The organism is Streptomyces sp. NPDC087906, assembly GCF_055584925.1.
In genome coordinates, this window is sequence record NZ_JBVJLC010000018.1 from 1 (window position 1) to 12,241 (window position 12,241).

A 12,241-nucleotide genomic window follows, 5' to 3' on the forward strand; every position below is an offset into this window, starting at 1 on the left:
ACACCCACAAAGGAGTGCAAGGCCGGGGTATCAACATATCTGGCGTTGACTTTTGGCACACTGTTGAGTTCTCAAGGAACGGACGCTTCCTTCAAGTCCCTCTCAGGACTCTCCGGGCGCTTCCCTCCGGTACTGCGTACTTCGTGTTCCCGACTTTATCAGAGATATTCGGGTCCGATTTCCCCCTGCCGGGGAGTGCACCAACCGCGTGAGCGGCCGTGGTTCCCGTTGAGGTGGAGCCGTAAACCTACTGGAGCGGGGGGCCTCGATGCAAATCGAGGCCCCCCGCTCCGAGTTGATCCCGTGACGGGCCGTCAGACCTCGACGACCACCGGGAGGATCATCGGGCGCCTGCGGTAGGTGTCCGAGACCCACTTGCCCACCGTGCGGCGGACCAGTTGCTGGAGTTGGTGCGGTTCCGCGACGCCGTCCGCGGCCGATCTGGCGATCGCCTCGTCCACCTTCGGCAGCACGGCGGCGAAGGCCGAGTCCTCGATGCCCGAGCCGCGGGCCTGGAAGTGCGGGCCGCCGACGACCTTGCCGGTCGTGGAGTCCACCACCACGAAGACCGAGATGATGCCCTCGTCGCCGAGGATGCGGCGGTCCTTGAGCGAGGTCTCCGTGACGTCGCCGACCGAGAGGCCGTCCACGTACACGTAGCCCGCCTGGACCTTGCCCACGATCTTCGCCTTGCCGTCGATGAGGTCGACGACGACGCCGTCCTCGGCGATGACGATGTGGTCCTTCGGTACGCCCGTCAGGGCGCCCAGTTCGGCGTTGGCGCGCAGATGGCGCCATTCGCCGTGGACCGGCATCAGGTTCTTCGGCTTGCAGATGTTGTAGAAGTACAGCAGCTCGCCGGCCGAGGCGTGGCCCGAGACATGCACCTTGGCGTTGCCCTTGTGGACGACGTTGGCGCCCCATCTGGTCAGGCCGTTGATCACGCGGTAGACCGCGTTCTCGTTGCCCGGGATCAGGGACGAGGCCAGGATCACCGTGTCGCCCTGGACGATGCGGATCTGGTGGTCGCGGTTGGCCATGCGCGAGAGCGCGGCCATCGGCTCGCCCTGGGAGCCCGTGCAGACCAGCACGATCTGCTCGCCCGGGAGGTCGTCGAGCGTCTTCACGTCGACCACCAGGCCCGGCGGGACCCTGAGGTAGCCCAGGTCACGGGCGATGCCCATGTTGCGGACCATGGAGCGGCCGACGAAGGCGACCCTGCGGCCGTGTTCGTGCGCGGCGTCGAGCACCTGCTGGATGCGGTGGACATGGCTGGCGAAGCTCGCCAGGATGATCCGCTTCTGCGCCGACGCGAAGACCTGCCGCAGGACGTTGGAGATGTCCCGCTCGGGCGGTACGAAGCCGGGGACCTCGGCGTTGGTGGAGTCCGCCAGCAGCAGGTCGATGCCTTCCTCGCCCAGCTTGGCGAAGGTCGGCAGGTCCGTGAGCCTGCGGTCCAGCGGGAGCTGGTCCATCTTGAAGTCGCCCGTGTGGACGACCATGCCGGCCGGTGTGCGGATGGCGACGGCGAGCGCGTCGGGGATCGAGTGGTTCACCGCGACGAATTCGCAGTCGAACGGGCCGATGCGCTCGCGGTGCCCCTCGGTGACTTCGAGGGTGTACGGGCGGATGCGGTGCTCCTGGAGCTTCGCCTCGATCAGCGCGAGGGTCAGCTTGGAGCCGATCAGCGGGATGTCGGGCTTCAGCCGGAGCAGGTAGGGAACGCCGCCGATGTGGTCTTCGTGGCCGTGGGTGAGCACGACCCCGTCGATGTCGTCGAGGCGGTCCTTGATCGTGGTGAAGTCCGGCAGGATCAGGTCGATGCCGGGCTGCTCCTCCTCGGGGAAGAGCACGCCGCAGTCGACGATGAGCAGACGGCCGCCGTATTCGAAGACGGTCATGTTGCGGCCGATTTCGCCCAGGCCGCCGAGCGGGGTGACGCGCAGGCCACCCTTGGCCAGCTTGGGCGGGGCGCCGAGTTCGGGATGCGGATGACTCAAAAGACTCTCCTCACCACACGCGCCACGTACCCCTCAGGCACGTGGCGCGCATGACATTCGTGCACTTGCGGTGTCTGTGTCCATGTGGGTGTGCTGTCTTCGCTTATTCAGTTGTGAAGTCTGTGGTTAAAGCTCTACCCCACCAGCCGCGAGATCGCTCTTGAGCTGGGCCGTTTCCTGGGCCGTCAGCTCGACCAGCGGGAGGCGCAGCGGGCCTGCGGGGAGTTTCCGCAGGTTGAGCGCGGCCTTGGTGGTGATGACGCCCTGCGTCCTGAACATGCCGATGAAGACCGGCAGCAGCTTCTGGTGGATCTCGGTGGCCTTCTGGACGTCGCCCGCGAGGTACGCGTCGAGCAGTTCGCGCAGTTCCGGCGTGACCACGTGGCCGACGACGGAGACGAATCCGACGGCGCCGACCGAGAGCAGCGGCAGGTTGAGCATGTCGTCGCCGGAGTACCAGGCGAGGCCGGACTGGGCGATGGCCCAGCTCGCGCGGCCGAGGTCGCCCTTGGCGTCCTTGTTGGCGACGATCCGGGGGTGCTGGGCGAGGCGGACGATCGTCTCGGTGTCGATGGGGACTCCGCTGCGGCCCGGGATGTCGTAGAGCATCACCGGGAGTTCCGTGGCGTCCGCGATCGCGGTGAAGTGCTGGTAGAGGCCCTCTTGCGGGGGCTTGTTGTAGTACGGGGTGACGGCGAGCAGGCCGTGCGCCCCGGCGCTTTCCGCCGCGCGGGCGAGCTCCAGGCTGTGCCGGGTGTCGTTGGTGCCGACGCCGGCGACGACATGGGCCCGGTCTCCGACGGCTTCGACGACGGCCCGTACGAGCTGGTCTTTCTCCGCGTCGCTGGTGGTCGGCGACTCGCCCGTGGTGCCGTTGAGGATCAGGCCGTCGTTGCCTGCCTCCACCAGATGGGCGGCGAGCTGCTGGGCACCGTCGAGGTCGAGTGCGCCGTCCGCCGTGAAGGGCGTGACCATGGCGGTGAGGACCCGCCCGAAGGGGGTCTGCGGAGTGGAGATCGGGGCCATGGGTAACACGCTACTCGCTGCTCAGCTCGCTGTGTCCCCCGAGGGGCACTCGCTGTGCCCCCCAAGGGGACCGGACAAGAGGAGCCCGGCACTGCCTGCTCGGGGGTTCAAGCAGTGCCGGGTCCGTTTGATCAGCCTAGATGAACTTCTCGAAACGCCGCAATACGGACACTTCGCTCCACCGTCCGCACATACGTGCCCAGCCAAGGCCCCGCACCGGGATTACGGCGCCACCCGGCCGTTGGCGTTGAAGGCCGCATGGGTGAGCGGCATGAGCGCCGCCCAGTGCTGCTCCATCTTCTCGCCGACCATCTCGATCTCCCGCTGCGGGAAGGACGGGGCCGCGGCCAGCTCGTGCTGGGTGCGCAGACCGAGGAAGTGCATCAGCGAGCGCGCGTTGCACGTCGCGTACATCGAGGAGAACAGGCCCACCGGCAGGACGGCGCGGGCCACCTCGCGGGCGACTCCCGCCGCCAGCATCTCCTGGTACGCCTCGTACGCCTGCGCGTAGGCGGTCCCCATCGTCCGGCCGGTCAGCGCGCGCTGCTCCGGGGTGCCCTCGACGAAGACGTACTTCCCCGGGCGGCCCTCCTGCACGAGCTTGCGCGCGTCGTCGGGGACGTAGAAGACCGGTTGCAGCTCCCGGTACCTGCCCGATTCCTCGTTGTACGACCAGCCGACGCGATGGCGCATGAACTCGCGGAACACGAAGATCGGGGCGCTGATGAAGAAGGTCATCGAGTTGTGCTCGAAGGGGCTGCCGTGCCGGTCGCGCATCAGGTAGTTGATGAGCCCCTTCGACCGCTCCGGGTCCTTCGACAGCTCCTCAAGGGACTGCTCCCCTGCCGTCGAGACGCGCGCTGCCCACAGCACGTCCGAATCCGCTGCGCTGTGCTTCACCAACTCGACGCTCACATCGCTGCGGAAGCTCGGTTTGGTTTCGGCGGGAGTGTCGCTCACCGGCGGGTCCTTCCTGTTGCGTCGCTCGGGCGGCGCCCACTCTACGGGCCGCCACCGACAGCCCCCTTCATTGGTCAATTCGGGGAATTCGGGCACCGAATCACTCTGTTGTTCGTCCTACTGGTTGACGTACGAGAGACCGAAGACCACCGAAGACCGAAGAGAGCCCCCCATGTTCCGCCGGCGTGAAGCCGTCCCGTTCGCATTCGTCGCCGAGGCCGACGCCTTCCGAAGCAACGTCACCCCGCCGCCCAAACAGCGCGCCGACCGGTCGCAGTTGGTGGGCCGTACGCTCACCGGGCTGGTGATCGTCGCCTGTTTCGCCGGTGCGCTGCTGTTCGGGATGCCGGCCTTGCAGTCGGACCAGACGCCCGATCACACCCAGCACTCCGAGGCGTCGCAGGGCCGTTGAGCCGCCGCTCTACCCGTCCGGCCCCCCTGGGGTGGTCCTGGCCGGTCCGGGATCGGTAGCCTCACCGGGCACAGCAATCGAGCGTGCTTGTGAGTGAGGATCAGTCGTGCCCCTGCCCTTCCTGACGGCCGACCGGGCTTTTGACGCGACCGGGGATGATGTCGCGCTCCCGTTCGACGATCATGATCACTGGCGGCGTCCGTACCGCCCTGGCCCCTGGCGGGTCGGAGCGGCGGCGCTGCTTCTGCTGCTCGCGTCCTTCGTCCTGCTCGCCGCGATGATCATCGCCTTCACCGGCGCGGTGTCGGGCGCCGTGGCGTGCATGGCGCTGGCGGCGGTCGCGATCGTCGCCGCCCTGCGGATGCTGCGGATGGGGACGTGGGTCAGCAGGCACGGGGTCAGGCGGGTGGGCATGCTGATGACCACCACCATCGCGTGGGAGCAGGCAGGCGCCGTCCGTACCGTCCAGCAGCCGGTGCGCTGGCTGGGACTGCCGCGCACCGTGCAGGGCCAGGCGCTGGTGGTCGTGCGCCGCAGGGGTGAGCCGCTGCCGCTGCTGACGACGCACAACGCGGACTTCCTGTCCCGCGCCGCCGCCTTCGAACGGGCCGCCGACACGGTCGAGGCGTGGGGCGACGAGTACCGTTAGTGCCGCGACCGGCAATGTCTGCCCGTCAGGTAGCGCCCGCCGGACAGCCTGCGCCGTCAGGCGCGTACGGGCCCGCCGTCATGGAGCGCGATCGCGCGCTGCATGGCTGTGCGGGCCCGTGGCGTGTCCCGGGCGTCGTGGTAGGCGACGGCCAGCCGGAACCAGCAGCGCCAGTCGTCGGGTGAGTCCTCGGTCTCCGCGCGGCGGCGGGCGAAGACCTCGTCGGCCGATGCGCGGTCGATGCGGCCGGCCGGTGTACGGACCAGTTCGTCGACGGGCAGGCCGCCCTCGGCGTCCAGTTCGGCGGCCAGCCGGTTGGCCCGGCTGACGAACTGGGTGTTCTTCCAGAGGAACCAGACGCCGATGACGGGCAGGATCAGCACGGCGACGCCGAAGGTGACCGTGAGGGGTGTGCCCGCCCGTATCAGCAGCACGCCGCGGCTGCCGGCCAGGACGAAGTAGACGACCAGGACGGCAGCCGTGACAAGGTAAGTGATCTTCGCGCGCATGGGTGCCGGTTTCAGCTCAGGTCGAGGAAGTGTTCCAGGCCGAAGGTGAGGCCGGGGGTGGAGACCACGCGGCGCGCGCCGAGCAGGATGCCCGGCATGAAGCTGCTGTGGTGCAGGGAGTCGTGGCGCACGGTGAGGGTCTCCCCCTCGCCGCCCAGGATGACTTCCTGGTGGGCCAGGAGGCCCCGCAGGCGTACGGAGTGCACCCGTACGCCGTCGACCTCGGCGCCGCGCGCCCCGTCCAGCGCTGTGACCGTCGCGTCGGGCTGCGGGCCGCTGCCCGCCTCCGCGCGGGCGGCGGCGACGAGCTGGGCGGTCCTGGTCGCCGTGCCGGAGGGGGCGTCCGTCTTGTTCGGGTGGTGCAGTTCGATGATCTCGACGGACTCGAAGTAGCGGGCGGCCGTCTGGGAGAACTTCATCGTGAGGACGGCGCCGATGGAGAAGTTCGGCGCGATCAGCACACCGGTCTGCGGGGAGGCGGCCAGCGAGGTCTCCAGTTGCGCGAGCCGTTCGTCGGTCCATCCGGTCGTGCCGACGACGGCGTGGATGCCGTGCCGTACGCAGAAGTCGAGGTTGCCCATCACGGATGCGGGGGTGGTCAGCTCCACCGCCACCTGGGCGCCGGCCTCGACGAGGGTCTCCAGCTTGTCGCCGCGGCCGAGGGCGGCCACCAGCTCCAGGTCGTCGGCGGCCTCGACGGCCCGTACGGCCTCGGAGCCGATCCGGCCCTTGGCGCCGAGAACGGCCACGCGCAGCTTGGTCGGCAGTTCGCTCATCGGTCTGCTTCCTCCGGCTTCATGAGACGGCCGCGTCGAGGCGGTCGGCCTGCTTGTCCTTGAGCGGTCCGATGACGGACAGCGAGGGGCGCTGCCCCAGTACGTCGCGGGCGACCGCGCGTACGTCGTCGGGGGTGACGGCCGCTATCCGCGCCAGCAGGTCGTCGGTCGACATGTGGTCGCCCCAGCACAGCTCGCTCTTGCCGATCCGGGTCATCAGCGCGCCGGTGTCCTCCAGGCCGAGGACGGTGGATCCGGAGAGCTGGCCGACGGCGCGGCCGATCTCCTCGTCGCTGAGACCTTCCTCGGCTGCCCGGTCGAGTTCGTCGCGGCAGATCTTCAGGACGTCGTGGACCTGGCTGGGCCGGCAGCCCGCGTAGACGCCGAAGAGCCCGCAGTCGGCGAAGCCCGAGGTGTACGCGTAGACGCTGTAGGCGAGGCCGCGCTTCTCCCGTACCTCCTGGAACAGCCGGGAACTCATCCCGCCGCCGAGTGCGGTGCTGAGGACCCCGAGGGCCCAGCGGCGCTCGTCGGTGCGGGCGATGCCGGGCATGCCGAGGACGACATGGGCCTGTTCGGTCTTGCGGTTGAGCAGTTCGACCCGGCCGGCCGTGCGCAGCGAGCGGTGTCCGGTACGGGGCGCGGCGGGGGCGGCGTCCTTGCCGGAGAGCGCGCCGGCCTTCTCGAAGGCGCGGCGGACCTGGCGGACCACGGTGGCGTGGTCGACGTTGCCCGCTGCCGCCACGACGAGGTGCGTCGGGTCGTAGTGCTTCTTGTAGTAGCGCGCGATCCGGTCGCGGTCCAGGCCGTTGACGGTGTCGACGGTGCCGAGGACGGGCCGGCCGAGGGGGCTGTCGCCGAGCATGGTGTGCGCGAACAGGTCGTGCACGACGTCGCCCGGGTCGTCCTCGGTCATGGCGATCTCTTCGAGGATGACGCCGCGCTCCGCCTCGACGTCGGCGGCCTCGATGAGCGAGCCGGTGAGCATGTCGCAGACGATGTCGACGGCGAGCGGCAGGTCGGTGTCGAGGACCCGCGCGTAGTAGCAGGTGTACTCCTTCGCCGTGAAGGCGTTCATCTCGCCGCCGACCGCGTCGATGGCGGACGAGATGTCGAGGGCGGTGCGCTTCTTCGTGCCCTTGAAGAGGAGGTGCTCCAGGTAGTGGGTGGCGCCGCTCAGGGCCGGTGTCTCGTCCCTGGAGCCCGCCTGCACCCAGATGCCGAAGGTCGCGGAGCGTACCGAGGGGAGCGTTTCGGTGACGATGCGCAGGCCGCCGGGGAGGGTCGTACGGCGGACCGTGCCGATGCCGTTGTCGCCCTTGAGCAGGGTTTGGGTACGGGCGACGGCCCGCGCCTCGGATGAGGTGCGGGCCGTCGTCCTGGAGCTGGCTGTCACTTCTCCGAGTCGTCCTTCGTCTCTTCGGACGCCTCGGCCTCTTCGCCCTCCATGACGGGGATGAGGGAGAGCTTGCCGCGCTGGTCGATCTCGGCGATCTCGACCTGGACCTTCTGGCCCACGCCGAGTACGTCGTCGACGTTCTCCACGCGCTTCCCGCCGGCGAGCTTGCGGATCTGCGAGATGTGCAGCAGTCCGTCCTTGCCGGGGAGCAGCGACACGAACGCGCCGAACGTGGTCGTCTTGACGACCGTGCCCAGGTAGCGCTCGCCGACCTCCGGCATGGTCGGGTTGGCGATGCCGTTGATCGTGGCGCGGGCGGCCTCGGCCTGCGAGCCCTGGGCGGCACCGATGTAGATGGTGCCGTCGTCCTCGATCGTGATGTCGGCGCCGGTGTCCTCCTGGATCTGGTTGATCATCTTGCCCTTGGGGCCGATGACCTCACCGATCTTGTCCACCGGGATCTTGACGGTGATGATCCGCGGGGCGTTCGGGGACATCTCGTCCGGGACGTCGATGGCCTCGTTCATCACGTCGAGGATGTGCAGGCGGGCGTCGCGTGCCTGCTTCAGCGCGGCGGCCAGGACCGAGGCGGGGATGCCGTCGAGCTTGGTGTCGAGCTGGAGCGCGGTGACGAACGTCTTCGTGCCGGCGACCTTGAAGTCCATGTCGCCGAAGGCGTCCTCCGCACCGAGGATGTCGGTGAGGGTGACGTAGTGGGTCTCGCCGTCGATCTCCTGCGAGATCAGGCCCATGGCGATGCCGGCGACGGGGGCCTTGAGCGGCACACCGGCGTTCAGCAGCGACATGGTGGAGGCGCAGACCGAGCCCATCGACGTCGAGCCGTTGGAGCCCAGCGCCTCGGAGACCTGGCGGATCGCGTACGGGAACTCCTCGCGCGTCGGCAGCACCGGCACGAGCGCGCGCTCGGCCAGGGCGCCGTGGCCGATCTCGCGGCGCTTCGGCGAGCCGACGCGGCCGGTCTCACCGGTGGAGTACGGCGGGAAGTTGTAGTTGTGCATGTAGCGCTTGCGCGTCACCGGGGAGAGGGTGTCGAGCTGCTGCTCCATGCGGAGCATGTTGAGGGTGGTGACGCCCAGGATCTGGGTCTCGCCACGCTCGAACAGCGCCGAGCCGTGCACGCGCGGGATGGCCTCGACCTCGGCGGCGAGCGTACGGATGTCCGTGACGCCGCGGCCGTCGATGCGGACCTTGTCCTTGATGACGCGCTCCCGGACCAGGGACTTGGTCAGCGAGCGGTACGCGGCGGAGATCTCCTTCTCGCGGCCCTCGAACTGCGGGAGCAGCTTCTCGCCGGCGAGGGCCTTGACGCGGTCGATCTCCGCCTCGCGGTCCTGCTTGCCGGCGATGGTGAGCGCCTGCGCCAGCTCGGCCTTGACGGCGGAGCCGAGCGCTTCGAGGACGTCGTCCTCGTAGTCGAGGAAGATCGGGAACTCGCCGGTGGGCTTGGCGGCCTTGGCCGCCAGGTCCGCCTGCGCCTTGCAGAGGGCCTTGATGAAGGGCTTCGCCGCTTCCAGACCGGCGGCGACGATCTCCTCGGTGGGAGCCTCGGCGCCGTCCTTGACGAGCTGGATGGTCTTGTCGGTGGCCTCGGCCTCGACCATCATGATCGCGACGTCGCCGTCCTCCAGCACACGGCCGGCGACGACCATGTCGAAGACCGCGTCCTCCAGCTCCGTGTGGGTCGGGAAGGCGACCCACTGGCCCTTGATCAGGGCGACGCGGGTGGCGCCGACGGGGCCGGTGAAGGGCAGGCCCGCCAGGATCGTGGAGCACGAGGCGGCGTTGATCGCGACCACGTCGTACAGGTGGTCGGGGTTGAGCGCCATGATCGTCTCGACGACCTGGATCTCGTTGCGCAGGCCCTTCTTGAAGGACGGGCGCAGCGGGCGGTCGATCAGCCGGCAGGTGAGGATGGCGTCCTCGGAGGGGCGGCCCTCGCGGCGGAAGAAGGAGCCGGGGATCTTGCCGGCCGAGTACATCCGCTCCTCGACGTCCACCGTGAGGGGGAAGAAGTCGAGGTTGTCCTTGGGCTTCTTGGAAGCGGTGGTGGCCGACAGCACCATGGTGTCGTCGTCCAGATAGGCCACGGCGGAGCCGGCGGCCTGACGGGCGAGACGGCCCGTCTCGAAGCGGATGGTGCGGGTGCCGAAGGTTCCGTTGTCGATAACGGCCTCGGCGTAGTGGGTCTCGTTCTCCACTAGTGTTTTCTCCTCGTCTTCGTCCGGTGCCCGTGTGGCAGCGGACGTGGCGGAGAGGCGCACCTGGGTGCGGGCCGGTCTTCGATCGAAGCACCCGGGGCTGCGGTGTGTGCCGCGCCTTTCCGGGAGCCACTACCGAGGACCGGCGGCGGCGCTGGGCGCCTCTCCTCTTCGGTGGTGCTCGTCAGTACTCTTCTGTGCTCTTCGGTTGAGCTCTTCAGTTGTGCTGGCGCGTCCAGATTACTGAGCTTCGGCCAAGGATGACATTCCGGCCGTCCTCGGCGGGGCGCGCGTACGGCGAAGGGAGCGGTCCCCTGGAAGTGGGAACCGCTCCCTTCACGGTGTACGTGCTTATCGGGCGCCGCCGGCGGCGCCACGGCGGATACCCAGCCGGTCGACCAGCGCACGGAAGCGCTGGATGTCCTTCTTGGCCAGGTACTGCAGCAGGCGGCGGCGCTGGCCGACCAGGATCAGCAGACCGCGACGGGAGTGGTGGTCGTGCTTGTGGACCTTCAGGTGCTCGGTCAGGTCCGAGATGCGGCGCGACAGCATGGCGACCTGGACCTCGGGGGAGCCGGTGTCGCCCTCCTTGGTGCCGAACTCGGTCATGATCTGCTTCTTTGTAGCGGTGTCGAGCGGCACGCGTACTCCTCGTGGGTCGTCATGGCCTTCGAGTGCCCCGGGTCGAATTCTCCGGGAGGCTTCCAGTACTCAAATGGCCGTCACTCAGCGTACCAGCCGGTCAGTACACCGCTGACCGCCCTGTGGACGACCCCGCACCGCCCCCCGCACCGCCCGTCAGGAGGTGAGGGCGCGGGCCGAGGCGAAGACGTCGAGTACGGCGAGGCACAGCGGCACCAGGGAGAGCAGCACCACGCTCTCGGCCAGGTCGAGGAGCCGGCCCCAGAAGGGCGAGAGGCCCTTGCGGGGAATGATCAGGCCGATCGCGGTGAGCAGGGCGGCGCCCGCGGCGACGGAGGCGGCGAGCCAGATCGTACGGATGTCGAGGGGGCCGCGGTCGCCGTACAGCAGGAGCTGGCGGACGGGTTCGGCCGGCGGGTTGAGGGAGAGGCCGAGGACGAGCAGGGCGATGGCCACGATGCCGGCGACCAGGGTGCAGGCGACCTGGGAGGTGTAGCGGAAGAGCCGGGCGCGCAGCAGCATCGCGAGGCCCGCGACGAGGGCGAGGAGCTGGCCCCACAGGGTGTGGGAGAAGCCGAGGACGGCGGCGCTGGCGACGACGACGGCCGCGCAGCCGCCGACGAGTCCGAGCAGCATCTCGTGGCCGCGGCGGGCCTGCGCAGCGATGCGCTCGGCGTCGACGGGCTCGGCGTCCGGGGCGATCTCGGGGTCGGTGTCGAAGCCGTCGGCGGCGCTGCGCGGGGCGGCGTAGCCGATGGGCAGCCGGGCGAAGCGCGCGGAGAGCCCCGGCAGGAAGGCAACGACGCCGATGGCGACGGGGGCGCAGACGGCGGCGGTCTCGGTGGCCGACGCCTCGGTGAGGATTTCGACGAAGGTGGCGACGGTGCCCGCGGCGCCGAGGAAGGTGGCGGCCACGAAGGGCGCGTCACCGCTCGGGGTCAGTGCGACGAGGGCGACGGAGGCGACGAGCACGGTGACGCAGCCGAGCAGGAACTGGAGCCGGCCGAGGCCCTGCCCCGCGTCGGGGGCGATGATGCCCGAGCCGCCGATCATCAGTAGCGGCAGCGCGCCGAGGCCGAGGGCGACGGCGCTCGCGCGGTCCCCGTAGACCCGGGCCCGTACGCCGGCGAACGCGGTCAGCAGCAGTCCGGCGGCGCCCGCGATGACACCGGGCAGGCTGTGCATGTTGTGCCGGACGGGGTCGGCGAACCAGAGGACGAAGCCCATGAGGACGAGCAGCAGCACACCGCCGGCGAGTCCGGCGCCGCGGAGCAGGTCGTCGCTCCACAGGTGGCGGTCGCGCTGGACGGCGGAGGCGACCGCGTCCGACACGTCGTCGAAGACGGCGGGCGGCAGCGACTCGGCGAACGGGCGCAGGCTCAACACCTCGCCGTCCAGGACCTGTTGGGCGGCGAGACTGCGCGCGCCTTCGAGGACGGTGCCGTCGCGCCGTACGAGGTGGTAGCCGGTGGGTGTGCCCGGGGCCTGGGTCTGGCCGGTGAGCCGCAGGATCTCCGGGTAGACGTCGGCGACGGCGATGTCCTCCGGGAGTGCGACGTCGATCCTGCTGTCGGGCGCCACGACGGTGACGCGGCAGAAGCCCGTCGCTGCGGTGGTACTCACGTGTTGTGTCCCCCTGAATCGTGGAT

At 69.5% G+C, this 12,241-nt stretch carries 11 protein-coding genes; 2 read left to right on the top strand and 9 right to left on the bottom strand.

Annotation, left to right across the window (positions count from 1 at the left end; translation table 11 throughout):
* Positions 1 to 314: 314 nt before the first annotated feature.
* The 3 genes from ACZ63I_RS33295 to thyX all read right to left on the bottom strand — a co-directional run bounded on the left by ACZ63I_RS33295 (position 315) and on the right by thyX (position 3,986).
* Positions 315 to 2,000: a ribonuclease J gene (locus ACZ63I_RS33295; RefSeq protein ID WP_469343140.1), complete on the bottom strand. Its 1,686-nt coding sequence runs from the start codon at positions 1,998 to 2,000 to the stop codon at positions 315 to 317.
* Between the two features lie 126 nt (positions 2,001 to 2,126).
* A complete protein-coding gene (gene dapA, locus ACZ63I_RS33300; protein WP_469343142.1) occupies positions 2,127 to 3,026 on the bottom strand; it encodes a 4-hydroxy-tetrahydrodipicolinate synthase in 900 nt (299 codons plus the stop codon).
* A gap of 222 nt (positions 3,027 to 3,248) precedes the next feature.
* On the bottom strand, positions 3,249 to 3,986 hold the full coding sequence (thyX, locus tag ACZ63I_RS33305) for an FAD-dependent thymidylate synthase (protein WP_469343143.1): 738 nt from the start codon (positions 3,984 to 3,986) through the stop codon (positions 3,249 to 3,251).
* A gap of 172 nt (positions 3,987 to 4,158) precedes the next feature.
* Here thyX and ACZ63I_RS33310 point away from each other — a divergent pair, with 172 nt between their 5' ends.
* Complete coding sequence (locus tag ACZ63I_RS33310; protein WP_469343144.1) at positions 4,159 to 4,398, top strand: hypothetical protein; 240 nt, start codon at positions 4,159 to 4,161, stop codon at positions 4,396 to 4,398.
* Between the two features lie 106 nt (positions 4,399 to 4,504).
* Positions 4,505 to 5,047 (top strand): hypothetical protein, encoded by a 543-nt coding sequence (locus ACZ63I_RS33315; RefSeq protein ID WP_469343145.1) that lies wholly within the window; start codon positions 4,505 to 4,507, stop codon positions 5,045 to 5,047.
* Positions 5,048 to 5,103: 56 nt separating this feature from the next.
* Here the strand turns inward: ACZ63I_RS33315 and ACZ63I_RS33320 are convergent, their stop codons facing one another.
* The 6 genes from ACZ63I_RS33320 to eccD all read right to left on the bottom strand — a co-directional run bounded on the left by ACZ63I_RS33320 (position 5,104) and on the right by eccD (position 12,215).
* Positions 5,104 to 5,556: a hypothetical protein gene (locus tag ACZ63I_RS33320; RefSeq protein WP_469343147.1), complete on the bottom strand. Its 453-nt coding sequence runs from the start codon at positions 5,554 to 5,556 to the stop codon at positions 5,104 to 5,106.
* Positions 5,557 to 5,567: 11 nt separating this feature from the next.
* A complete protein-coding gene (gene dapB / locus ACZ63I_RS33325; RefSeq protein WP_469343148.1) occupies positions 5,568 to 6,332 on the bottom strand; it encodes a 4-hydroxy-tetrahydrodipicolinate reductase in 765 nt (254 codons plus the stop codon).
* A gap of 19 nt (positions 6,333 to 6,351) precedes the next feature.
* Positions 6,352 to 7,728 (bottom strand): M16 family metallopeptidase, encoded by a 1,377-nt coding sequence (locus tag ACZ63I_RS33330; RefSeq protein ID WP_469343150.1) that lies wholly within the window; start codon positions 7,726 to 7,728, stop codon positions 6,352 to 6,354.
* The gene (locus tag ACZ63I_RS33335; protein WP_469343151.1) at positions 7,725 to 9,950 is read right to left on the bottom strand and encodes a polyribonucleotide nucleotidyltransferase; all 2,226 of its coding nucleotides are present in this window, start codon (positions 9,948 to 9,950) and stop codon (positions 7,725 to 7,727) included. The genes ACZ63I_RS33330 and ACZ63I_RS33335 overlap by 4 nt, the downstream gene beginning before the upstream one ends.
* 351 nt (positions 9,951 to 10,301) lie before the next feature.
* Positions 10,302 to 10,592 carry a 30S ribosomal protein S15 gene (gene rpsO / locus ACZ63I_RS33340; protein WP_041983738.1) on the bottom strand — a complete coding sequence of 97 codons (291 nt, stop codon included), beginning with the start codon at positions 10,590 to 10,592 and terminating at the stop codon, positions 10,302 to 10,304.
* 156 nt (positions 10,593 to 10,748) lie between these two features.
* Complete coding sequence (gene eccD, locus ACZ63I_RS33345; RefSeq protein WP_469343153.1) at positions 10,749 to 12,215, bottom strand: type VII secretion integral membrane protein EccD; 1,467 nt, start codon at positions 12,213 to 12,215, stop codon at positions 10,749 to 10,751.
* Positions 12,216 to 12,241: the final 26 nt, after the last annotated feature.